We start from the raw sequence: 22,374 nt of genomic DNA on the forward strand, positions 1-22,374 counted from the left end.
AGCACTACCCTGAAACACCTGTCCCGACCGGGGCTGGTTCCACGTAACCGAGCCTCTACGAAACCCGGGGCGATTCACCATGTCGAGTCGATAGACCTCCCTGCCGGCCGAGTCCCGAAGACTGATCTGGACGGCTGGTCGGGGGAGGCCGGCCTCGATGAGGCGGAGCCGGCACCACGACTCAGGGACTGACTCCGTGGCGGGCTCGCACAGATCGATGACCTCGCGTGCCCGTCGGATGAAGCGGTGACCAGCCAAGCGGCCCGCCGCCTCCGCGAGCTCAGTGACGGTCGTCAGTCCGGCATGGGTCAGCGCATCGACCGCGCCGAGCCCGATAAAGCGGGGACGCCAGCGGGCGAGGTCCAGGCCTGTCCGAGGCGCCGTGGTGCACGCGATGCCGTTGATGACGACGATGTCGTCCGGGGGCAGCGCGCTGATGAAGGCGTTGACGCCGGGGTGCCGCGGCCGTATCCCGTCGAGGGGCACGAGGCACTCGAGCTTGGGGGCGCTCTGCCACCGCTCCGGTGGGCGGACGTCGAGCCCGAGCATCCATGCCGCAGACTCGCGGGCGACCGCAGCGCCCCGCGGAAGGAGAAGGCCGACAGCGACCACGCGCGCATCGAGGTCGTCGACCAGGTGAGCGGGCAGGTAGACACCGCGATGTGGGCGAACGAGCTCGCCTGCACGGCAGAGCTCGACGAGGTCGTTGGCCGTCTGACCGTGTCGTCGGGCCTGTTCGTAGGTGAATGGTTCAGAGATGACGTCCATCGGTAGACGGTGGCAGCGACTGCCGAAGCAGCCTCCGCCGTACGTGAGGACGTGGGGACATCGGGGTGGTGGGTGCGATCTGTGGAGCACTGTTCCGACGCGTCGTCCCCGCGGAGGCGGAAGAACTCAGCGCTCGGCGGTCAAAGGGGGGAGCGTGTGGGGACGTGGCGTAACAACTCAGCGCTCGGCGGGTAGAGGAGGGAGGGGGACACGTGGAGTCGTGGGTAACAACTCAGCGCTCGGCGGTGAAGGAGGGGGAGCGCGTGGGGACGTGGCGTAACAACTCAGCGCTCGGCGGGATGAAGGGCGTAACAACTCAGCGCTCGGCGGGTGAGGGGGCCGCCGGGGAACAAGTCAGCGCTCGCGGGAGGGGTTGAGGCGGGAGGGGTTAGAGAGTGGTGTGGGTGGGGCGGCCGGCGAGGAGGGTGGCGGCGACGGGGGTGGTGCGCAGGTCCGCCCCGGGGGCGAGCGGGTCGGCGTCGAGGAGGACGAGGTCGCCGGGGTGGCCGGGCGCCACGGTGCCCCAGCCGTCGGTGCTCGCGGCCAGCGCCTCCGCGGGCGTGAGGCACTGGGCGGGCGTCCACGCCGGACGCTCGTCGGCGGTGCGGGTGACGGCGGCCGCCATGGCGAGCCACGGGTCGAGCGGCGCGACGGGTGCGTCGGACCCGAAACGCAGCTCCGTGCCGGCGTCGAGCAGGTGGCGCAGCGGGAACGTCCGCTCCGCGCGGCCCGGCCAGGCCGCCTCGACGAGGTCACGGTCGTCGAGCAGGTGCGCCGGCTGCACGCTGGCGGCCACCCCGAGCGACGCGAAGCGCGGCACGTCCGCCGCGGCCACCAGCTGCGCGTGCTCGACGGTGCCGCGGGCACCCGTCGCCTCGTAGGCGTCGAGCACGATGGTGACGGCGGCGTCCCCGATCGCGTGCACCGCCGTCGCCAGCCCCGCTCCGGCGGCGCGGTGCATGAGCTCACGCAGCTCGGCCGGCGGGACCGTCTGCTCCCCGTGCCCCGCCCCGGCTCCGGCGTCGGCGCCGACGGCGGTGTAGGGCTCGTGGCAGAAGGCGGTGCGCGTGTTGAGCGCGCCGTCGGAGATGACCTTGACCGGCCCCATGGTGAGCAGGCCGCGCCCGCCGGGCAGCGGGTCGCCGGTGCGCAGACCGGCAGCGAGGACGTCGTCGAGGTCGTCGGTGTACACGCCGGTGCGCACCCGCAGCGCGTCCAGGCCCGCGGCCACCCGCTCGGGCCACACGCGGTGGTTGGCCGCGAACTCCATGTCGGCGACGCCGACCACCCCGCGGGACGCGGCCGCGGCCATCGCCGCCCGCAGCCCGTCGTCGTCGGACTGCGGCAGCCGCCCGATCGCGGCGAGGACGTCGAACCACTCGTGCTCGCGGACCAGCCCGTCGCGGGGCGCGACCCGCAGCTGCCGCATGGCGGCCGTGCTCAGCCAGCCGCAGTGGACGTCACCCGAGACGAGGACCACGGCGACGCCCGGTGCCGCCCGGTCCAGCGCCGTCGTCGTCGGCAGGTCCGGCCACAGCGCGTCGCGGAAGCCGTAGCCCTCGACGAGCGCGCCCGGCGCGGGCGGACGGGCGGCGACGGCCGCGCGCACCGTCTCCACCGCGTCGGCCGCGCTGCGCGCCGTCGTGAGGTCGATGCGGGTGAAGGACCGCGCCCACTGGCTGCTGTGGACGTGCTGGTCCCACAGCCCGGGCACGAGCCAGCGTCCGTCCGCGTCCAGCTCCTCGCCACCGGCCGCGAGCCGGGGCCCGACCTCGACGACGCGCCCGTCCGTCACCCGGACGTCGACGACGGCGCCGCCCGGGGAGGGGGCACCGCGACGGGAGGCGACCGGCACGAGCCGTGCCCGCCGCACGAGCAGGCTCGTCACGGTCAGAGGTAGCGGCTCGGGTCGAAGCTCGCGAGCGGGATGATCCGCACGCGGGGCAGCGGCGTCTGGAAGGCGCCGAGGTCGTCCTCGAGGTCGAAGATCCGCAGCCCGCGCGAGGTGAGCTCGGTGAGCTGGTGGTTGACGAACTCGCGGAAGCAGATGACGCCCACCTGGCGGCCGGCGTCGACGAGCTGCTCCACCTGGGGGAGGAAGTCGCCGTCGTGGCTGGCGAGGAGGACGTCGCCCTCGGGCAGGTCCGCGATCGCCTCGAGGGTGCGCTGGATACCGATGTCGACGACCTTCTCCGAGGAGAGACCGGACAGCGGGATCGGGTTGAAGCTCATCGCGAGCAGCGCCTGGACGAAGCTCATCGGCATCTGCCCCGAGCTCGCGTTGAGGAAGAACAGGCCCTTGGCCGGCTGGTCGAAGGCGGCGTGGGCGAAGTCGAGGATGCGGTCCCAGCGGGGCCGCTCCTCGGGGGCCGGGCGCCGGCCGAGGACGCTCATCCCCAGGGTGGCGTCGATGTTCTCACCGTCGATGAGCAGGTACGTGCGCGGCGCGTCGGGCATGGGCTCACCTTAGCGACGAGTGGACGACGACGGCGGCTGCCGGGCCGCGTCGCGCCCGGAAAGACGTGTGGGGCCCGGGTCCGTCACGGACCCGGGCCCCACGCGGTGGTGCGGCTGGTGGCTCAGGCCTCGATCTGGCCCGGCGTCTTGCCCTGCTTGAGGGCGGCGAGGCGCAGCTCGACCTCGCTCTTGGTGCCGTAGTCCTCGAGCTCGGCGAACTGCGACTCCAGCGAGCCGGCGTTGATCTCCGCGCGGCCGGCGACGCGGGCCTCCTCCTTGCGGACCTGCTCCTCGAAGCGGGAGATCTCCGTCGTGGGGTCCAGGACGTTGATCGAGGAGATCGCGCTCTGGACCTTGCCCTGGGCCTCGGCGGTCTTGGCGCGCGCGACGAGCTGGTCGCGCTTGGACTTCAGCTCCTCGAGCTTGGTGCGCATCTGGGTGAGGCCGGTCTTGAGCTTGTCGACCACCTCGTTCTGCGAGGCGATCATCGGCTCGGCGTCACGAGCCTCCTGCTCGGCGGCGATCTGCTTGGTGATGGCGATCTTCGCGAGGTCGTCGAAGCGCTGCGCCTCGGCGGCGTTGCCCGCCCCGCGCATCTCGTCGGCCTTGTTCGACGCGGCGAGGGCCTTGTTGCCCCAGTCGCGGGCCTCCTCGAGGTCCGCGGCGTGGTCCTGCTCGGCGAGGCGCAGGTTGCCGATCGTCACGGCCACCGCCTCCTCGGCCTCGACGATCGAGTTCGTGAAGTCGCGCACGAGCTGGTCGAGCATCTTCTGCGGGTCCTCCGCGCGGTCGATGAGCGCGTTGAGGTTCGCCCGCGTCAGCTGGGCGATGCGCCCCAGGATGCTCTGCTTCTCGGTCATGGTGCTGCCCTTCGTCGTGTGGTGCTCATGGATTCTTGCAAAGCCTGCCGTGCGGGGCCCGTCCGGTCAGAACCGTCCGCCGCCGCCGCCGAAGCCGCCACCCCCGCCGAAGCCGCCTCCGCCTCCGCCGAAGCCCCCGCCTCCACCGAAGCCGCCACCCCCGCCGAAGCCGCCACCGCCCCAGCCGCTGTGGCGGTTGCCGCCGCCGAGGAGGATGCCGCCGAGGATGAGGGAGCCGACGTCGACGCCGCCGCGCTGCCCGCCGTAGCCGCCACCGAAGCCCCCACCGAAGCCGCCGAAGGAGTTGGTGTCCCGCTCGGCGAGCTGCTGGGCGGCGGCGACGCGCTGCTCGGCCTCCTGGACGAGCACGAGGGCACGCTCGGGGTCGCTGCCGGCGAGGGCGGCGGCCTGCTCGGCGAGCCGGGTGGCCTCCGACAGCCGGGTGCGGGCCTCGCTGCCGACGGCGCCGCGCCGGGTACGGATGAAGTCGGAGACGGCGCCGATGCGGGCGTTGAGGGCGTCGAGCCGGTGAGCGAGCTGGGTGCGGGCGCGTTCGCGGCGCTCGTCGAGCTGGCGGGAGGGCGCGAGCGCCGCGTCGAGGGCGTCCTCGGCGGCGCTGAGCCGCTCGAGGGCGGCGAGCGGGTCCCCGCCCTGGCGTGCGCGGTTGCCCTGCTCGATCGCGGCGCGGGCCTCCGCGACGCGGGGCGCGACGACGGCGTCGTCCGGCGCGAGGCGCGCGGCGTCCTGGACGTCGGAGCCGATGGACGCGAGGGCGGCGTCGAGCCGCTTCCCCGCCTGGGCGAGGTCGTCCCCGGCGCGGTCGACGGCGTCGAGGAGGGAGGCGGCCTGGCCGATCGCCTCCTGCGCGGTGTAGGCCGCGGCGACTGCTGCCGCCCGGTCACCGGCGTCGACGTGGCGACGCCCCTCGGCGATCGCCTCCCGTGCCCCCTCGAGCAGGCCGGTCGCCTGCTGCGGGTTCTGGGAGATCGAGGTGAGCGCGGAGGCCGGGTAGCGGGCGGCGAGCCCGTCGAGCACGACGCGTGCGGTGGGCAGGCGGCCCTCGACCTCCCCGGCGCGGATCTCCATCTCCCCGAGCACCTGCGGCGCGCGGGACTGCATGTCGCGCAGCTCGGCGAAGTGGGACGCCTGCTCCTGCAGGGTGGTGGCGACGTCGTCGCACAGGGTGAGGATCTCGGCCATCATCGTCCGCGCCTGCGGCTCGGTCTCGGGCTGGTCGTCGTCGAGGAGCTGGCGCACCTGGAAGGCGCGTGCGGCCTTGGTCCTCGCCTCGGCGAGCGCGTTGCCGAAGGTGTCGGTGGCCTGGAGGCCGAACTGGGCGCGGGCGAAGCCGAGCTCCTCCTCGGAGGACCGGATCGCGTCGTCGACGGCGACGAGCGCCGAGCCGGCCCGCTTGTTGAGCTCCTCGGTGGGCAGGCGCAGCGGGTGGTCGGCGGGCAGCTCCTGGCCGCGCGGCCCGCGCGGGGCCGTGCCCCGCTTGTTGCGGCCGCGCACCCAGGAGAAGAGGGAGATGGCCGCGATGACGAGGAGGCCGATGACGAAGATCGTCCCGAAGCTGATCCCGCCGCCGCTGCTGCTGCCCGGGCCGGGCGCTCCCGCTCCGCTGCCGTCCCACTCCCGCAGGCCCTCGGCGGCAGCGACGGCCGCCTCGGCCCAGTTGTCCTGCCGCAGCTCCGGCTCGACGTCCTGGGTGCTGACGGACTGCAGGCCCTCCTCGGAGATCGTCGTCGTGTCCCCGCACAGGCAGTAGTTGCGGTCCTCGACGGCGACGGCGAGGAGGACGTCGTCGGTGCCGAGGTCGGAGGTGCTGATCGTCTCCTGCGCCCAGCTCTCGCGGTCCATGCCGTCGAAGGTGTCGACGTAGACGACGAAGAGGTCGACGCCGCGCTCCTCCTGGAGCTCGGTGACCGCGTCCTCGATGTCACCGACCTCCCCGCCGTCGAGCACGCCCGCCTCGTCGGTCACCGGGCCCTCGAGGTAGAACGGCGGCTCCGCGGCCGCCGGCCCGGCGACGAGGCCGAGCAGGACGAGGAGGGGGGCGACGAGGGCGGCGCGCAGGCGCCGGGAGGAGGTCTGGCTCACCCTGCGATCTTCGCCTCCCCGCCGGTGCAACGCAATGCGCCTACCGGGGCCGGGCGATGGGCAGCTTGGTCCCCACGGCCTCGCGCTCGTCGAGGACGGCGCGGCGGAAGCGGACGAGCTTGGCCGGGCGGCCGCCGGTGGAGGAGTCGACCTCCCCGGTCTCCTCGACGAGCTCCTGCTGCTCGACGAGCCGGCGGAAGTTCTGCTTGTGGAGCGGCTGCCCGGCCACCGCCTCGACCGTCGTCTGCAGCCGGCCGAGGGTGAAGCTCTCGGGGAGCATCTCGAAGACGACCGGCCGGTACTGGATCTTGGCCCGCAGGCGACTGATGCCGGTGGCGAGGATCCGGCGGTGGTCGCGCTGCATCGGCAGACCGGGGGCGCCGGCGCCCCCCGACTCGGGCACGAGCCCCGCCTCGTAGAGGAGCTCGTAGCGCTGGAGGGCCAGCTCGGGCAGCCACGGGTGGTCCTCGAGCCCGAAGGTCACCGCGGTGCGGAGGCGGCGCCGCTGGGCCAGCTCGTCGTCCGCCGTCGTCGTGGCCCACCGCTCGAGGGCGGGGGCGAGGACCTCCTCGACCACGCCGTCGCCGCCCCGCTGGTCCTCCCAGGGGAAGTACTCGAGCCAGCTGCGCCAGCCCGGCGTCACCGCGGAGACGGTGGTGAGGCCGAGGTAGGAGATCTCCAGGACGGGGCTGGGTCCGCGGCTGCGGTCGGCGTAGGTGTAGAGCTGCTCGACGTAGCCGAGCTCGTAGCCGGTCTGACGGGTGACCCAGGAGCGCATGCCGGCCTGCATGGAGCCGCCGCCGGGCTGGAGCGGGCCCGAGGGCAGGAGCTGGCCGTCGGCCGTGGTGAGGACGAGCGGGACGTCGTTCTGCACCGCGGTGATGACGGCGACGAGCTCGGCGCTCACGCGCTCCTCGTCCACCTGGCCTCCCGTCGTCGTCATGTCGGGCCCCATCATGCCGGGTCGCGGGAGGACGACGGCGGTCGGCCGGGCTGGTCGGTGCGTCGCGCTAGCCTGACCGCAGCCCGTGACAGGAGGAGGAGCTCGATGGTGGACGTGGTGCGGTGGGGCGTGCTCGGTGCGGCCCGGATCGCCGAGAAGGCGGTCATCCCCGCGATCCGGCGGGCCGGTGCCGGTGAGGTCGTGGCGGTGAGCTCGGCCAGCGGCCGGGCGCAGGACTACACGCAGCGGCTCGCCATCGCCCGGCACTACGGCAGCCACGAGGAGCTCCTCGCCGACCCCGGCATCGACGCCGTCTACGTGCCGCTGCCCAACACCGAGCACGCGCGGTGGACCATCGCCGCCGTCGAGGCGGGCAAGCACGTGCTGTGCGAGAAGCCGATCGTCCAGGGCGTGGCCGAGCTCGACGCCGTCGAGGCGGCCGCCCAGCGGGCCGGCGTGCAGGTCGCCGAGGCCTTCATGTACCGCTACCACCCCCAGCTGCAGCGGGTGCGCGAGATGCTCGACGGCGGGGAGATCGGTGAGCTCGTCACCGTGGAGTCCTCATTCCACTTCGTCCAGGCGCGCTCCGAGCCGCTCGACATCCGGCTGCGCCGCGACCTGGGCGGCGGCGCCCACAACGACATCGGGTGCTACCCGGTGGACCTCCTCGGCTGGCTCACCGGCACCGAGCCGGACGACCTCGGCGTGGTCGCGCGCACCGAGGAGCCGGGCGGGGCGGCCACCCGCGTCTCGGTCGCCGCGCGCTACGGGAGGGTGACGGCGAACCTCCACTGCTCCTTCGACGCGGCCTTCCGCGCGGAGGCGCGGCTCATCGGCAGCGCGGGCACGATCCACCTGCCGGACGTGTTCCGGGCGGACCAGCGGGAGGGGCGGGCGCGGATCGTGCTCGAACGCGACGGTGAGGAGACCGCCGTCGTCGAGGTCGAGGGCGACCAGTACGGCACGGAGGTCGCGCGCTTCGCCGACCGGGTGCGCACCGGCACGCCGGACCCGGAGGACGCCGCGCTCACCCGCCGCACCGCGGTGACCCTCGAGCGCATCACCGAGCTCGCCTACGCCTGAGGGCCGATCCCTGCCCCCTCCCCCTCCCCTCCCCAGCCCCTTCCGCCGACAGCCGGATTCCTCCGGGGCCGTCGCCCCCAGCCCCTTCCGCCGACAGCCGGATTCCTCCGAGGGCCCGACCTGACGGCCGGCAGCTCAGCCGTCGGCGGGGAGGGCGGTGTCGCTGAGGTCCTCGGCGTCGACGATCTTGTAGGAGTAGCCCTGCTCGGCGAGGAAGCGCTGCCGGTGTGCGGCGAACTCCTGGTCGACGGTGTCGCGGGTGACGACGGTGTAGAAGTGCGCCGTCTTGCCGTCGGCCTTGGGCCGCAGCAGCCGGCCGAGCCGCTGCGCCTCCTCCTGGCGGGAGCCGAAGGACCCGGACACCTGCACCGCGACAGAGGCCTCGGGCAGGTCGATGGAAAAGTTTGCGACCTTCGACACGACGAGCACCGGCAGCTCACCGGCGCGGAACTGCCCGAAGAGCTGCTCGCGCTGGGTCACGCTCGTCGCGCCGGTGATGACCGGGGCGTCCAGCCGCGCGGACAGGTCCTCGAGCTGGTCGAGGTACTGCCCGATGACGAGGACCTGCTCCCCGGGGTGCCGGCGCACGACGTCCTCGACGACGCGCTCCTTGCCGCCGGCGGTCGCGGCGAGCCGGTAGCGGTCCTCCGCCTCGGCGGTCGCGTAGACCATCCGGTCGCTGTCCGGCAGGGTCAGGCGCACCTCGGTGCACTCGGCGGGCGCGATGTAGCCCTGCGCCTCGATGTCCTTCCACGGTGCGTCGTAGCGCTTGGGGCCGATGAGCGAGAAGACCTCGTCCTCCCGGCCGTCCTCGCGCACGAGCGTGGCGGTGAGCCCGAGCCGGCGGCGCGCCTGGAGGTCCGCCGTCATCCGGAAGATCGGGGCGGGCAGCAGGTGGACCTCGTCGTAGAGGATGAGGCCCCAGTCGCGGGCGTCGAGCAGCTCGAGGTGGGGGTAGAGGCCCTTCCGCTTCGTCGTCAGCACCTGGTAGGTCGCGATCGTCACCGGCCGCACCTCCTTGCGCGCCCCGGAGTACTCCCCGATCTCGTCCTCGGTGAGGGTGGTGCGGCGCAGCAGCTCGTCGCGCCACTGGCGGGCCGAGACGGTGTTGGTGACGAGGATGAGCGTCGTCGTCGCCGAGCGGGCCATCGCCCCGGCACCGACGAGGGTCTTGCCCGCCCCGCAGGGGAGGACGACGACGCCGGAGCCGCCGTGCCAGAACGTGTCGACGGCCTCCTCCTGGTAGGGCCGCAGCGCCCAGCCGTCCTGCTCGAGCGCGATGGGGTGCGCCTCGCCGTCGACGTACCCGGCGAGGTCCTCCGCCGGCCAGCCGAGCTTGACGAGCACCTGCTTGACCTGGCCGCGCTCGCTCGCGTGGACGACGACGGTGCTCGGGTCGAGCCGCTCGCCCACGAGGCCGGCCATCTTCCTGGACCGCAGCACCTCCTCGAGCACGGCGTTGTCGGTGCTCTCCAGGACCAGCCCGTGGGCCGGGTGGGCGACGAGACGCAGGCGCCCGTAGCGGTCCATCGTCTCGGCGACGTCGACGAGCAGGGAGTGCGGGACGGGGTAGCGCGAGAAGTCGATGAGCGCGCTCACCACCTGCTCGGCATCGTGTCCAGCGGCGCGCGCGTTCCACAGCCCCAGCGGCGTGAGCCGGTAGGTGTGGATGTGCTCCGGGGCGCGCTCGAGCTCGGCGAACGGGGCGATCGCGCGGCGGGCGTCCCGGGCGCGCGGGTGGTCGACCTCGAGGAGGAGGGTCTTGTCGGACTGGACGATGAGCGGGCCATCAGGCATCCGACCATTGTCACCCCGCAGGCGGGCGAGCTCCCAGTGACGTCCCCCTCGCTGCCCTGCTCTCGACCAGCCCCTCGCCCCTCGCCCCTTCCTCCTGCGCCGACAGCCGGATTCCTCCGCAGCGGGCCCGCGCTCTCCCGGCGCGTGTCTCGTCCGCGGAGAGCCGGACTCCTCCGCAGCCTGTCCGGCTCGAACCCCATCGCTGGATCGGCTACGCGTGCTCCCAGCGCCTTCTCCGCACCTCCAGCGAGATGCCGAGCAGCTCCATGACCGCATGCTCGAGCAGTGGCTCACGGCCCAGGATGTCGCGCGAGGTAGCCGGTAGTGCGGTCCATCGGAAGCGGTCGCGGATGTCGCGTCGGCGCTTCTCGTCGTGCCGCTGCTGGGCGACGGTCCGGAGATGGTGCTCCCTGCCGTCGTACTCGATACCGACCCGCTCCTTGAGGATCCCCATGTCGAGGCGGTAGACCTCGCGGCCGTGCTCATCGGTGAGGCTGATCTGGACCACCGGGCGAGGCAGCCCCGCCTCGATGAGGCGCAGCCGGCACCAGGACTCGGGAGGTGACTCGGCAGCGGGCTCGCAGAGATCGATGACATCACGTGCGCGACGGATGAAGCGCCTCCCGCGCAGCCGCTCGGCAGCCGCCGCGAGCTCGCCGATCGTCGTCAGCCCTGCATGGGTCAGGGCATCGACAGACCCCAGGCCGATGAATCGCGGCCGGTAGCGGGCGAGGTCCAGTCCCGTGCGGGTCGGGGTCGTGACGGGGAGCCCACTCACCATGGCGATGTCCTCCGGCGGGAGGTCGCTGATGAAGGCGTTGATCCCCGGGCGGTCGGGGCGCACGGCGCCGAGGGGAACCAGACACTCGAGAAGCGGTGGCGCCCGCCACCGTTCGGGCGGTCGCACGTCCAGTCCGAGGATCCAGGCCGCCGACTCACGAGCCACTGCGGCGCCTCGCGGCAGCACGAGAGCGGTGGCCGCGATGCGTGCGTCGAGATTGTCGGCGAGGTCCGCCGGCATGTAGACGCCCTGATGAGGACGGACGAGTTCACCGGTGCGGCAGAGCTCGGTGAGGGCATAGGTGTCGAGGCCGTGCCGGGCGGCTTCGCGGAGCGTGAAGGGTTCGGTGATCAGCTTCATGGTCCGACGATGCGGGCGCCGAGCAGGTGAGGGCGGCCCGTGCCGGGACACGGGGGACAGCGCTCGCGCCGGCGAGACGTGTGGAGCACCGGCGCGGGGGAATCCGGCTGTCGGGGAAGGGGGTGACCCGGCGGGCGCGGAGGAATCCGGCTGTCGGCGGGAGGGGGGACGGGAGGGGCGGTCAGTCGGCGACGGCGCTGATGCGGTGGATGGCGACGACGAGCTCGGACTCGCGGTCGAGGTCGATCAGCCGCACGCGACCGCCCTCGACGCTCACCGGCCGCACCCGCCGGCGCTCGGGCTTGCCGCTCGCGCCGATGAGGACGACGCGCACCGCGCTGCCGGCGCTCGCGGCCTCCCGCAGCGCCGCGACGGTGTGGACCGGGTCGGTCGCCGGGAGGTCGTCGCGCTGGTCGGCGCGCTCCTGGCCGGCCCGCATCCGGCCGACGAGCCGCTCGAGGGCGACGTCGTCGGGTCCCTGCACGTGGACCTCGCCCGCCCGCTGCACGCGCGGGGCCGTGCGGACGGCGCGCCGCACCTCCGCCCGGGCACCGACGGACGCGCCTCCGGGGCCCTCGAGCACCGGTGCCGCCCCGGTGCGGCGCAGCGTCTCGAGCAGCTCCCCGGGCAGGGCGCGGCTCACGAGCGCCGTCGGGGCGATCTGCCGCAGGCCCAGGGCGGCCAGCCGCGGGTCGGTGAGGAGGGCGCGGGTGGTGGCCTCGTCCGGCGTGCGGAGGTAGCTGCCGGCACCACCCACGCGCAGCCGTCCGTGCCGGCGGGCGGTGTCTCCCACCAAGTACTCCAGCGCCTGCGGCAGCGGGGTCCGGGAGACGGCGGCCAGCCGCTCGAGGAGGGCCGGTGCCTCCGTCCCGGCGTCCAGCGCCCGCCGCACCGACTCCGCGGTGAAGCGCACCGTGAGGGCCGCGCCGCGGCTCTCGACGTCGGCCACCTGGTCGAGCAGCTCGGCCAGCTCGCGCGTGGGACGCCCCGGCACGACGGCGGTGAGGTCGCCCTGGACGAGGATCTCGCCCACCGGCTCCGGCAGGTCCGCCGCGAGGGCCGCGGCGACGTCACCGGCCCCGTCCGCGAGCGCGCGGCCCGCGGAGCCGAGCGCACCGGCGCCGGTGAGCCCGAGCAGCTCCGCCTCCGCGAGGACGGCGGCGACGCTCGCCTCCGGCGGGGTGGCGCGCGGCGCCTGCCAGCGCAGCGCGGCGTGGACGTCCGCGGCGGCCGGCGCCGTCCCGGCGGGCAGGGAGGCGAGCACGGCGAGCACCCGACGGCGCAGCCGCGCCGCCCAGCCCCGCTCCAGGCCCGGCCCGAGCGCCGCACGCAGCGTGCCGCGGTCGTCACGGGTGCCCACGAGCCACGGCATCCGCGGGGAGGCGAGCCAGCTCTCGGCGAGGGCGACCCACCGGTCGGCGAGCTCGTCCTCGGCCCAGTCCGCGGCCGGGGCGGCGGGCCCGAGGACCGGGCGCTCGCCGTCGTCGTCGGGGCCGACGAGACCGGCCATCGCGGCGAGCTCGACGATCTCCGCCGCCTGCTCGGGCGTGGTGCCGAGGTCGCCGGCGAGCCGGCGCAGCTCACGGACGCCCAGGCCGCCGCTGCGCAGCGCGGGCGCGGGCTCCTGCGTCCACTGCCGGACGACGGCGCCCACGAGCCGGACGAGCTCCTCGGCGGCACGCGTGGACTCGGCGGCGACGACGGCGGCCGGCCGGGTGGGCGCCTCCACCCGTGGTGGGTGGGGGTGCGGCTCGGGGTGCGTGCGTCCGCCGCGCGCGGCCAGACCCGTCTCCAGGGGCAGCACGACCTGGGTCGCGCTGAGCCGCTGGAGGACGCCGTGGTCGAGGAGCCAGCGCGTGGCACCGGCCGGCTCCCCGCTCGTCACGCCGACGGGCGTGCCGGTCACGAGCGCGTCGAGCACGCGGTGGGCGGCGGGGGGAGCGTCGGCGAGCACCGCGGTGAGCGCCTCGGGCGTGGTGACGGGTGCATGGACGGCGTCGAGCGCCGCGAGCGGCGGGCCGAGCCGGGCCGGGTACGGGCCGAGCGCCTCGTGGAGCGCGAGGACGGGCAGCCCGCCGACGACGAGCAGCAGGCGCTCCAGCCGGGTGTACGCCTCGTCCACACGCGCCGCCGCGCTCGCGTCCGCGGCGCCCGTGGCCGAGCGCAGGGCCGTCGCGTCCACCGGGCCGAGCCCGCCGAGCGCGCACACCGCCTCGGCGATCTCCAGGACGTGCTGGTCCAGGCCCGCGAGCACCCGCTCGACCGAGGGGCGGGAGCAGGCGCGCGCGGCGAGGGCCGTGAGGGTCGTGGGCGGTGGCACGGGCAGGTCGGGCCGCTCGCGCAGGAGCGTGACGACGTCCGCGTCGGGGCGCCGGGCGAGCTCGGCGACGACGTCGGCCAGCCGGGCCGTCCCACCGGTGGTCACGGGGTGGTGCCCTCGCCGTCGTCGGTGGCCGTGCCGCCGCCGTCGCCGGTCCCGGCGGGTGCCGGGGGCAGCTCGGGGTTGCCGAGCGCGTGCCACACCTGCGCGAGGGGCAGCACGCCCTGGGGGCCGGACGGGTTGATGAGGAGCGCCTTGGCGCGGTTGGCCACGACCAGCTGGAGCAGGGCCCCGGCCGGGAGCCGGCGGGCGCCGAAGTCGGGGTTGTAGGCGGCCACCTCGACGGGGGAGGTGAAGGCGAGGAGCACCGGCTTGCCGTCGGTACGGTCGCGCACGAGGACGGGGCCGGCGCGGCCGTCGGTCTCGGTGTGGGCGATGAACAGGTGGGTGCCCGGCTCGCTCAGCGCGGTGACGAGCTTCTGGGCCGTGTACGAGCCCGTGAGCAGGTCCTTGACGGCGCTCGCGCTCGGCGCAGCGAGGGCGAGCTCGACCTCCTTGCGGCCGATGGCGCAGGAGGGGCCGTTGGGGTCGATGAGGAACCAGCCGAGCTCCTCGGCCTTGCGGAAGGTCTCGAGCAGCGCCGTACCGGCCTGCGCGATGCCGGTCACCCGCTCCTCGGTCGTGGCGGCCTTGGCGCGGAACTCCGCGAGGGCGGCGTTGCTCGTGAACGCGGCGAGGGCGCGGCTGCCGTCCGGTGCAGTCAGCGTGGTGAGACGCAGCTCCGGGGCCGGTGTGCCGGGCGCGGGCAGCTCCGAGCCGGTCGCGTCGACGACGAGCTTCCCGCCCAGGGCCTGGCGCAGCACGTGGAGCATGCGCTTCGGCCCGGGGTCCGCGGCGAACTCGGCGACGGCGGCACGCACCAGCGCGTTGTCCGGCGGGGTGGCCGGTGCGGGCGGGGGCACGATCTCCCCGAGCCGGGCGCTGTCGAGGACGACCTCCAGCTCCCCGGGCACCGAGCAGTAGTAGAGGAGCAGGCGCCCGTCCTCGTCGAGGAGGTCGGCGGGCTGCGCCTCGGTGAGGAGGTGGACACGCGCGTCGGGGACGGCGCCCGTGGAGGCGCCCGGTCCCTGCTCGACGACGGCGAGGACCTGGCCCGCGTCGCGCGACTCGCCCAGGCGCACGATCCACGTGCCGCGGTCGTCGACGAAGGTGAGCGGGACGCCCACGGTCTCCAGGACGTCGAGGAGGCGCAGTGAGCCGCCCAGGCGCAGGCGACGCCGTCCGGGCCGGGTGCCGTCGGCGAGCACCGGGCCGTCGCGGTCGACGGCGATGTCGAGGACCTCGGGCCGCGGGCGGTCACCGGGCTCGGCGATGCTCGCGACCGCCGCCCCCTCCGGCTCGGCCGCGGTGACCGTCGGCCCCGCCGTCGTCTCCTCTGCGCCACGCGCCCCCGGCACGGCGAGGCCGGCGGCGGTGATGCGCTGGGCCATCCAGCCGGGCACGGCGTCCTCGCGGCGCGGGTAGCGGGTGAGGTGGTGGACGAGGTCGGTCGCGTCGAGCGGCTCCTCGCCCTCACGCCAGGGGGCGGGCTCGCCGTCGCGGTTGAAGCGGCCGGTCACGGTGAAGGTGGGCTCGGGCCAGTCGACGGCGCTCAGCGTGAGCGCGGCCTCGATCCACGTGCCCTGCTCGGGCTGGGCGCTGAGGTCCTGCAGGCGCCGGGCGAGGGTGTAGGGCGGCTGGTCGGCGGTCAGTCGGCCCAGGCGGGCGGTGCGCTCCTCGCCGCGGACCTCGACGACCCGGAAGGACACGACGTCACGCAGCGGCCGCAGCTGCAGGTGCAGCTCGTCCCAGCCGGGCTCGGCGGGGAAGGAGTCGACCATCCAACGGGCCAGCACGCTGAGGACCTCCTGCTGGACAGGGTCCGGGGACTGCTGCGTCATCTCTCGCCCTTCGCTCGCTCGGTGCGCCAGGACCTCCCGGCCCCGTCGTCCACGGTATAGCCCGCCGGGGCCCCGCGATCACCCGGAGCGGAACGGGCCCGAAGCGCGTTCCAGGGCCGGTAAACTGGTCGTTCCCCCCGGCGGCACGATGCCGCCTCCTCCGCCCCTGCACCGCCCCAGAGAGGTCCCATGCCCACCGGCAAGGTCAAGTGGTTCGACGCCGACCGTGGTTTCGGCTTCATCACCGCCGACGACGGCACCCAGGTCTTCCTCCACGCCTCGGCGCTGCCGGCGGACAGCCCCAACCCCAAGCCCGGCGCGAAGGTCGACTTCGGTCTCGCCGACGGCCGCAAGGGCCCCTCCGCGCTGTCCGTGCGCCTGCTCGACCCGCCGCCGTCCGTCGCCAAGGCGCACCGCCGTCCGGCCGAGGACATGGTGCCGATCGTCGAGGACCTCATCCGCGAGCTCGACCGCGCCTCCGGCGAGCTGCGCCGCGGCCGCTATCCCGAGAAGGGCCGCGGGACGAAGCTCGCCCAGGTCCTGCGCGTTCTCGCCGACCAGTTCGACGCCTGAGCCTCGGCAACTAGGATCAAGTCGTGACTGCAGCCGCCGTGCTCGTGCCCCGCACCGCCCCGCCCGCCAAGGAGGCGGTGCTGGCCGGGGCCGTCGACCTCGCCCGCGAGGCCGTCGTCGCAGACGTCGGAGAGGCACAGGTCGGGGAGCACGCGGGCTACGTCGTCGAGGACTCCCGGCTCCTCACGCACGTCTTCACCTCCCTCCTGCCCGGCTACCGCGGCTGGTACTGGGCCGTGACGCTGGCACGGCCGCCCCGCGCGCGCCGGGCCACGGTCGTCGAGGTCAACCACCTGCCCGGCTCGCAGGCCGTGCTCGCGCCCGGCTGGGTGCCGTGGTCCGAGCGGCTGCAGCCCAGCGACGTCGGCCCCACCGACGAGCTGCCCTACATCGGCGACGACGAGCGGCTGGACGCCGGGTACGAGGCCACCGGGACCGACGCCGACGTCCTCGGCCCCGAGCTCGCCTACGAGGTGGGCCTGGGCCGGGAGCGCGTGCTGTCGGCCGCGGGCCGCAGCCAGGCCGCGACGCGCTGGTACGAGGGGGAGCGCGGCCCCACCTCCCGCGGCGCCCGCGCCGCGAGCGCCCAGTGCTCCACCTGCGCCTTCTTCCTCCCCCTGGCCGGCTCGCTGCGCCAGGTCTTCGGGGTGTGCGCGAACGAGTGGTCCCCCGACGACGGCGGCGTCGTCAGCCTCGACCACGGCTGCGGCTCCCACTCCGAGACCGGTGAGCGCCACCGGCCCAGCGACTGGAACCCCACCGCGCCGGTCATCGACGAGCTCCAGCTCGACGTCGTCTCCGTCGCGCAGCCGCACGACCCGCCGGCCGGCGAGCCGCAGACGGGGACCACGCCCGACGCCTCGTGACCGCACGCGCGGCCGGGCGCGGGGAACCCATGTTCCCCATGCGTCCCGTGGTGCTGGGCGCCTTCGTGCCCTCCCTGGTCTTCGAGATCGGGATCGGCGCGATGCTGCCGATCGTCCCGCTCACGGCGACGGCGCTGGGCGCGTCCCTCGCCGTCGCCGGCTTCATGGCGGCCCTCCTGCCGATCGGCCAGCTCCTCGCCGACGTCCCCGCCGGGGCGCTGTCCGCCCGAGTCGGTGACCGCGGCGCGATGCTGCTCGCGGGCCTCGTGGCCTCGCTCGGCTTCGTCGGCCTCGCGCTCGCGCCGAACCTCGCGCTCCTCGCCGTGAGCGTCCTCGTCATCGGCGCGGCGAACGCGGTGTTCAACCTCGCCCGCCACGCCTACCTCACCGAGATCACCCCGCCGCTGCGGCGTGCCCGCGTGCTGTCGACCCTCGCCGGGGTCCACCGCATCGGGCTGTTCATCGGCCCCTTCGCCGGGGCGGCCGTCATCCACGGCGCCGACGTCCGCGCGGGGTACTGGCTGGCCCTGGGCACCTCCCTCGTGGCCACGGCCGTCATCGCGGCCGTCCCCTCCGAGCCCGGTGCCGCGGGCGCGGCGCCGCGGCGGGACGCGCCCCCGCGGCGGTCGATGCGCTCGGTGCTCGTCGAGCACCGGCAGGTCTTCGCCACCCTCGGGGTCGCGGTGCTCCTCGTCGGCGCCGTGCGCGGGGCCCGCCAGACGGTGCTGCCGCTGTGGACCGAGCACCTGGGCCTGGACCCCGCCGTCACGAGCATCGTCTTCGGGATCGCCGGCGCGGCGGACATGCTGCTCTTCTACCCGGCCGGGAAGGTGATGGACTCCTTCGGACGGCTGTGGATCGGGGTGCCGGCCATGCTCACCATGGGCCTGGCGATGGCCCTCCTGCCGCTGACGACGACGCTCGGTCCCGTCGTCGCGGTGGCCGTGCTCCTCGGCCTGGGCAACGGGATGAGCTCGGGCATCCTCATGACGCTCGGCGCGGACACCGCCCCACCGGGGGAGCGGGCCCAGTTCCTCGGGATCTGGCGCGTGTTCCAGGACAGCGGGGCCGCGCTCGGTCCGCTCGTCGTCTCCGGCGGCGCCGCCCTCGGCTCGCTGGCCGCCGGCATCTGGGTGATGGCGGCCGGTGGCGGGCTCGCGACCGCGGCGCTGGCCCGCTGGGTCCCGCGCTGGTCGGTCCACGCCACCCGCACCACCCGCCGCCGCGCCGGCCTCCTGTAACCCCCACCCCTCCCGCGCCGAGAGCTGAGTTGTTACTCGCTGAGCCCCGACCGGGCAGCGGGGAGCGGGACTCTGGAGGAGTAACAAGTCAGCGCTCGGCGGGGAGGGGAGGCGCTGGGGGAGTAACAAGTCAGCGCTCGGCGGGGAGGGGAGGCGCTGGGGGAGTAACAAGTCAGCGCTCGGCGGGGAGGGCGGGGGCGGGGCGGGACGTGAGGGGGCGAGCGCCTTGTCGCGGCTGGGTGCTAGCGGGTGATCTCGGTGCGGGTGAGGCGGGGGTCCTGCGGGCGGACCTCGTGCACGCCGCCGACGAGCTCGGCGGTGGCCTCGGTCTCGCGCTCCGCGCAGCTCGGCCCCACCCACAGCTCGACGGTGCCCGGCTCCACGACCCGGACCATGCGGCGGTCGCTGAAGGCGAGGCGCGTCGTGGGGACGGTGAGGTGGACGGTCACCTCCTCGCCGGGCTCGAGGTCGACGCGGCAGTAGCCGAGGAGCTGGGCGACCGGCCGGGTGACGGTGCCGACGACGTCGCGCCCGTAGAGCTGGACGACGTCGGTCCCGGCCCGCTCGCCGGTGTTGCGCACCCGCACGGACACCGCGATGCTGCCGTCGGTCGCCACCTCCGGCGCGGCCACCTGCAGCCCGGTCCGGGCGAAGGTCGTGTAGCCGAGCCCGTGCCCGAAGGGCAGCGCGGGGGTGGGGTCGAGGTTCGTCGTCGAGGACGGGCCGGCGAGCGCGGGGTGCAGGTAGGAGTAGGGCTGGGAGCCGGCCGACCGGGGCATGCTCACGGGCAGGCGCCCGGAGGGGTTGACCCGCCCCGTGAGGACACCGGCCAGTGCCGCGCCGCCCGCCTCGCCGGGGAAGAAGCTCTGGACGACGGCGGCGGCCCGGTCCAGCGCCCAGTCCACCACGTAGGGGCGGCCGGTGAGCAGGACCAGCACGACGGGGGTGCCCGTGGCGAGCACCGCCTCGACGAGCTCGCGCTGCACGCCGGGCAGCTCGAGGTCGTCGCGGTCGCAGCCCTCGCCGACGGTCCCGCGCCCGAAGAGGCCGGACTGGTCGCCGACGACGACGACGGCGACCTCCGCCTCCGCGGCGAGCGCCACCGCCTCGGGGATGCCGGAGCGGTCGTCGTCGTCCACGGCGCAGCCGGCGGCGTAGGTGGCGGCGACGCCCTCGGTGCGCAGCGCCTCGAGCACGGTGGGGGCGGCGATGCCGTCCTCCGTGCCGGGGTGCTGCGGGATGACGTGGTTGACGAAGGAGTAGCAGCCGAAGAGCGCGGGGACCCGGTGCGCGTTCGGGCCGAGGACGGCGACGCGGGCCGGGGAGGCCAGCGGCAGGGTGCCGTCGTTGCTGAGGAGCACGACGGACTCCTCGGCGAGCCGCTGCGCGAGGGCGCGGTGGTGCGGCGGGTCGAGGTCGATCTCGTTCTCGGGGACGTCGGCGGAGAAGTCGGCGTCGAGCAGGCCGAGCTCCTCCTTCTGGCGCAGCACGCGCAGCACCGCACGGTCGACGAGCTCGACCGGTGTCCGCCCGTCCTCGACGCGCTCGCGGAGCGGGGCGAGGTAGGCGTTGCCGGTGGGAAGCTCGACGTCGATCCCGGCGGCGAGGGCGAGCTGGGCCGCGTGGCCGGGGTTGGCGGCCACGCTGTGCAGGAGGTGGAGGAAGGCGACGCCGAAGTAGTCGGCGACGACGGTCCCGTCGAAGCCCCACTGCTCACGGAGCAGGCCGGTGAGGATCTCCGGGTCCGCCGCGACGGGCACGCCGTCGATCTCGGTGTAGGCGTGCATGACCGAGCGGGCTCCGCCGTCGCGCACCGCCATCTCGAAGGGCGGCAGGAGGACGTCGGCGATCTCGCGGGGCCCGGCACTCACGGGGGCGAGGTTGCGCCCGGCGCGGGACGCGGAGTAGCCGACGAGGTGCTTGAGGGTGGCGTGGATCCCCGCGCTCTGCAGGCCACGCACGTAGGCGGTGCCGACGGTGCCGACGAGGTAGGGGTCCTCACCGATGCACTCCTCGACCCGGCCCCAGCGCGCGTCGCGGACGACGTCGAGCACGGGCGACAGGCCCTGGTGCACCCCGAGGGCGGCCATCGACTCACCGATCGCGGCCGCCATCTCCTCGACCAGCGTCGGGTCGAACGCCGCGCCCCAGGCGAGGGGCGTCGGGAAGGTCGCGGCGCGCCAGGCGGCCACACCGGTGAGGCACTCCTCGTGGGCGATGGCCGGGATGCCGAGGCGGGTGTTCTCCACGAGCCAGCGCTGGGACTCCAGCAGGGCGCGGCGGCCGACGGCCGGCTCCACCGGGCGCGTGCCGAAGACCCGCGTGAGGTGGCCCAGCCCGTGCCGGGCGAACTCGGTGAAGCGGGGCGCCTCGTCGAGCATCGCGTCCTGGAGCGGGGCCACGACCTCGCCGTCCGAGCCGGCACCCACCCACAGCCCGACGATCTGCGCGAGCTTCTCGTCGAGGGTCATCGAGTCGAGGAGCTCGCGCACGCGCGCGCTCGCGGGCTCCTGGTGAGCGCCACGGGCCAGGGTGTCCGGCTGGGCGGGGACGGTGTCGGTCACGGGTGTTCCTTCGTTCGGGGCCCGGCTCGGCCGGGACGGGGTGGTGCTGGCCTCAGCCCTTGACGGCGCCCTGGAGGCCGTTGACGATCCGCTTCTGGGCCGTGAGGAAGAAGACGAGGGCGGGGATCATCGCCAGGGAGGTGAAGGCGAGGACGCCGGCGGTGTCCTGGGCGTGCTCGGTGGAGAAGCCCGCCACACCGAGCGGCAGGGTCTGGGACGCGGGGTCGTTGAGGACGAGCAGCGGCAGCAGGTAGGCGTTCCAGGAGGCGACGAAGGCGAGGACGCCGACCGTCACCATGCCGGGCCCGGACAGCGGCAGCAGGATGCGCCAGAAGAAGCCGATGCGGCTGGCGCCGTCGAGCAGCGCGGCCTCCTCCAGCTCCTTGGGCAGCGCCATGAGGAAGGGCCGCAGGATGACGACGGTCATCGGCAGGGCGAAGGCCGCCTGCGGCAGCGCCACGCCCCACACGCTGTTGGTGAGGCCCAGGTCCCGGACCATGAGGAAGAGCGGGATGATCGCGACGGTCAGCGGGAAGAGCAGGCCGAGCACGAAGACGAGGAAGAGCGACTCGCGGCCCTTGAACGTGTAGCGCGCCAGCGGGTAGGCCGCCATGATCCCGAAGACGACGACGACGGCCGTCGTGATGAGCGAGACGATGGTCGAGTTGAGGGCGAAGCGCCAGAAGCTCGACGACGTGATGACGTTCGTGTAGTTGCTCAGCACCCACGGGTCGGGGAGGCTCACGGGGTCGGACGCGAGCTGGGCGTTGCTGCGGAAGCCGCCGAGCACGGCGTAGACGACCGGGGCGAGGGTGGCCGCGACGACGACGAGCGCGATCCCGTAGACGAGCGGGTTGCCGCCCGCGAACGCGGTGCTGCGTCGCCGACGCTGCGGGTCCGGCGCGACGCTCTCCTCCGGCCGGGAGACGGGGACCACGGCGGTCATCGGGTCACCTTCTTCCGGCTGGTGCGGGGCATGTCGGTGTCACGCCGCAGGATGAGGCGCTGGTAGGTGAGCGCCAGGACGAGGGAGATGACGAAGAGGAGGACGGCGACGGCAGAGGCGTAGCCGTACAGGCTCCGGTTCGTCCCCTGGTTGATGAGGTAGATCGCCATCGTGATCGTCGAGTTCGCCGGCCCGCCCTTGGTGAGGATCCAGACCATGTCGAAGAGCTGGAGCGAGCCGATCATCGAGAGGAAGCCCCACGTGCGGATGGTCGGGCCGAGGAGCGGCACGGTGATGCGGCGCTGCACCTGCCACCACGAGGCGCCGTCGATCTGCGCGGCCTCGTAGAGCTCGGGCGGCACGCCCTGGAGCCCCGCGAGGAAGAGGATGACGGCCAGACCCAGGTACTTCCAGGTGAGGACGACCATGACGGTGTAGAGGGCGACCTCCGGGTCCCCGAGCCACACCTGGACGAGGCTGCCGAGGCCGACGGCCTCCAGGGCGGCGTCCACCGGACCGTTGGGCTGCAGGAGCATGAACCACACGACGCCGGCGACGACCTCCGCCAGGACGTAGGGGACGAAGATGACGACCCGGAGGAAGGAACGTCCCCACATCTCCCGGTTGAGCAGGAGCGCGATCCCCAGGCCGAGGGGCAGCTGGATGAGGATCGACAGGACGACGATCGTGAGGTTGTGCATGACCGCGCTGGTGAAGATCTGGTCCTGCAGGGCGCGGGTGTAGTTCGCCAGGCCGACGAAGTCGTCGAGCGGGC

General features: G+C 74.5%; 17 protein-coding genes. 4 read left to right on the forward strand and 13 right to left on the reverse strand.

What is annotated here, in order from left to right:
• The 6 genes from H9624_RS15995 to H9624_RS16020 all read right to left on the reverse strand — a co-directional run.
• The coding region (locus tag H9624_RS15995; RefSeq protein WP_251840896.1) for a type IV toxin-antitoxin system AbiEi family antitoxin at positions 1 to 768 on the reverse strand (768 nt) is incomplete at its 3' end.
• A 388-nt stretch (positions 769 to 1,156) separates the two neighbouring features.
• Positions 1,157 to 2,656 (reverse strand): amidohydrolase, encoded by a 1,500-nt coding sequence (locus tag H9624_RS16000; RefSeq protein WP_251840897.1) that lies wholly within the window; start codon positions 2,654 to 2,656, stop codon positions 1,157 to 1,159.
• Between the two features lie 2 nt (positions 2,657 to 2,658).
• Positions 2,659 to 3,225: an NYN domain-containing protein gene (locus H9624_RS16005; protein WP_251840898.1), complete on the reverse strand. Its 567-nt coding sequence runs from the start codon at positions 3,223 to 3,225 to the stop codon at positions 2,659 to 2,661.
• Between the two features lie 122 nt (positions 3,226 to 3,347).
• Complete coding sequence (locus H9624_RS16010; protein ID WP_251840899.1) at positions 3,348 to 4,085, reverse strand: PspA/IM30 family protein; 738 nt, start codon at positions 4,083 to 4,085, stop codon at positions 3,348 to 3,350.
• A gap of 66 nt (positions 4,086 to 4,151) precedes the next feature.
• Complete coding sequence (locus tag H9624_RS16720) at positions 4,152 to 6,185, reverse strand: TPM domain-containing protein (protein WP_307784977.1); 2,034 nt, start codon at positions 6,183 to 6,185, stop codon at positions 4,152 to 4,154.
• A gap of 40 nt (positions 6,186 to 6,225) precedes the next feature.
• The gene (locus tag H9624_RS16020) at positions 6,226 to 7,128 is read right to left on the reverse strand and encodes an NUDIX hydrolase (protein WP_251840900.1); all 903 of its coding nucleotides are present in this window, start codon (positions 7,126 to 7,128) and stop codon (positions 6,226 to 6,228) included.
• Positions 7,129 to 7,233: 105 nt separating this feature from the next.
• Between H9624_RS16020 and H9624_RS16025 the strand changes: the two genes are divergently transcribed.
• A complete protein-coding gene (locus H9624_RS16025) occupies positions 7,234 to 8,211 on the forward strand; it encodes a Gfo/Idh/MocA family protein (protein ID WP_251840901.1) in 978 nt (325 codons plus the stop codon).
• 135 nt (positions 8,212 to 8,346) lie between these two features.
• Here the strand turns inward: H9624_RS16025 and H9624_RS16030 are convergent, their stop codons facing one another.
• The 4 genes from H9624_RS16030 to H9624_RS16045 all read right to left on the reverse strand — a co-directional run bounded on the left by H9624_RS16030 (position 8,347) and on the right by H9624_RS16045 (position 15,409).
• Positions 8,347 to 10,008 carry a DNA repair helicase XPB gene (locus H9624_RS16030; protein ID WP_251840902.1) on the reverse strand — a complete coding sequence of 554 codons (1,662 nt, stop codon included), beginning with the start codon at positions 10,006 to 10,008 and terminating at the stop codon, positions 8,347 to 8,349.
• 211 nt (positions 10,009 to 10,219) lie between these two features.
• Entirely contained in the window at positions 10,220 to 11,149 is a 930-nt protein-coding gene (locus tag H9624_RS16035) for a type IV toxin-antitoxin system AbiEi family antitoxin (protein WP_251840903.1), read from the reverse strand.
• A gap of 181 nt (positions 11,150 to 11,330) precedes the next feature.
• A complete protein-coding gene (locus H9624_RS16040; protein WP_251840904.1) occupies positions 11,331 to 13,574 on the reverse strand; it encodes a helicase-associated domain-containing protein in 2,244 nt (747 codons plus the stop codon).
• Positions 13,571 to 15,409, reverse strand: coding sequence for an SseB family protein (locus H9624_RS16045; RefSeq protein WP_251840905.1), 1,839 nt, complete (start codon positions 15,407 to 15,409; stop codon positions 13,571 to 13,573). The genes H9624_RS16040 and H9624_RS16045 overlap by 4 nt, the downstream gene beginning before the upstream one ends.
• A 189-nt stretch (positions 15,410 to 15,598) precedes the next feature.
• On the opposite strand from H9624_RS16045, the gene H9624_RS16050 reads away from it, so the two are divergent.
• Genes H9624_RS16050 through H9624_RS16060 form a run of 3 tightly spaced genes read left to right on the forward strand, consistent with a single transcriptional unit; the run spans position 15,599 to position 18,089 of the window.
• Complete coding sequence (locus tag H9624_RS16050) at positions 15,599 to 15,982, forward strand: cold-shock protein (RefSeq protein WP_251840906.1); 384 nt, start codon at positions 15,599 to 15,601, stop codon at positions 15,980 to 15,982.
• Positions 15,983 to 16,005: 23 nt separating this feature from the next.
• Positions 16,006 to 16,848 (forward strand): DUF3027 domain-containing protein, encoded by an 843-nt coding sequence (locus tag H9624_RS16055; protein WP_251840907.1) that lies wholly within the window; start codon positions 16,006 to 16,008, stop codon positions 16,846 to 16,848.
• Between the two features lie 29 nt (positions 16,849 to 16,877).
• The gene (locus H9624_RS16060; protein WP_251840908.1) at positions 16,878 to 18,089 is read left to right on the forward strand and encodes an MFS transporter; all 1,212 of its coding nucleotides are present in this window, start codon (positions 16,878 to 16,880) and stop codon (positions 18,087 to 18,089) included.
• 242 nt (positions 18,090 to 18,331) lie between these two features.
• On the opposite strand, the gene H9624_RS16065 is transcribed toward H9624_RS16060, so the two are convergent.
• From H9624_RS16065 to H9624_RS16075, 3 genes are all read right to left on the reverse strand, one after another.
• Positions 18,332 to 20,560, reverse strand: coding sequence for a beta-xylosidase/alpha-l-arabinosidase (locus tag H9624_RS16065; protein WP_504740268.1), 2,229 nt, complete (start codon positions 20,558 to 20,560; stop codon positions 18,332 to 18,334).
• Between the two features lie 145 nt (positions 20,561 to 20,705).
• Entirely contained in the window at positions 20,706 to 21,599 is an 894-nt protein-coding gene (locus H9624_RS16070; RefSeq protein WP_251840909.1) for a carbohydrate ABC transporter permease, read from the reverse strand.
• On the reverse strand, positions 21,596 to 22,374 hold a 779-nt coding region (locus H9624_RS16075), incomplete at its 5' end, for a carbohydrate ABC transporter permease (RefSeq protein WP_251840910.1). The genes H9624_RS16075 and H9624_RS16070, both read right to left, overlap by 4 nt.

This window comes from Oceanitalea stevensii (genome assembly GCF_014837105.1).
Taxonomy (GTDB): domain Bacteria; phylum Actinomycetota; class Actinomycetes; order Actinomycetales; family Actinomycetaceae; genus Oceanitalea; species Oceanitalea stevensii.

Coding starts and splice junctions, on each gene's coding strand:
- H9624_RS16005 (WP_251840898.1), bottom strand. CDS start 3,225: ATGCCCGACGCGCCGCGCACGTACCTGCTCATCGACGGTGAGAACATC.
- H9624_RS16010 (WP_251840899.1), bottom strand. CDS start 4,085: ATGACCGAGAAGCAGAGCATCCTGGGGCGCATCGCCCAGCTGACGCGG.
- H9624_RS16020 (WP_251840900.1), bottom strand. CDS start 7,128: ATGACGACGACGGGAGGCCAGGTGGACGAGGAGCGCGTGAGCGCCGAG.
- H9624_RS16025 (WP_251840901.1), top strand. CDS start 7,234: ATGGTGGACGTGGTGCGGTGGGGCGTGCTCGGTGCGGCCCGGATCGCC.
- H9624_RS16030 (WP_251840902.1), bottom strand. CDS start 10,008: ATGCCTGATGGCCCGCTCATCGTCCAGTCCGACAAGACCCTCCTCCTC.
- H9624_RS16035 (WP_251840903.1), bottom strand. CDS start 11,149: ATGAAGCTGATCACCGAACCCTTCACGCTCCGCGAAGCCGCCCGGCAC.
- H9624_RS16045 (WP_251840905.1), bottom strand. CDS start 15,409: ATGACGCAGCAGTCCCCGGACCCTGTCCAGCAGGAGGTCCTCAGCGTG.
- H9624_RS16050 (WP_251840906.1), top strand. CDS start 15,599: ATGCCCACCGGCAAGGTCAAGTGGTTCGACGCCGACCGTGGTTTCGGC.
- H9624_RS16060 (WP_251840908.1), top strand. CDS start 16,878: ATGTTCCCCATGCGTCCCGTGGTGCTGGGCGCCTTCGTGCCCTCCCTG.
- H9624_RS16065 (WP_504740268.1), bottom strand. CDS start 20,560: ATGACCCTCGACGAGAAGCTCGCGCAGATCGTCGGGCTGTGGGTGGGT.
- H9624_RS16070 (WP_251840909.1), bottom strand. CDS start 21,599: ATGACCGCCGTGGTCCCCGTCTCCCGGCCGGAGGAGAGCGTCGCGCCG.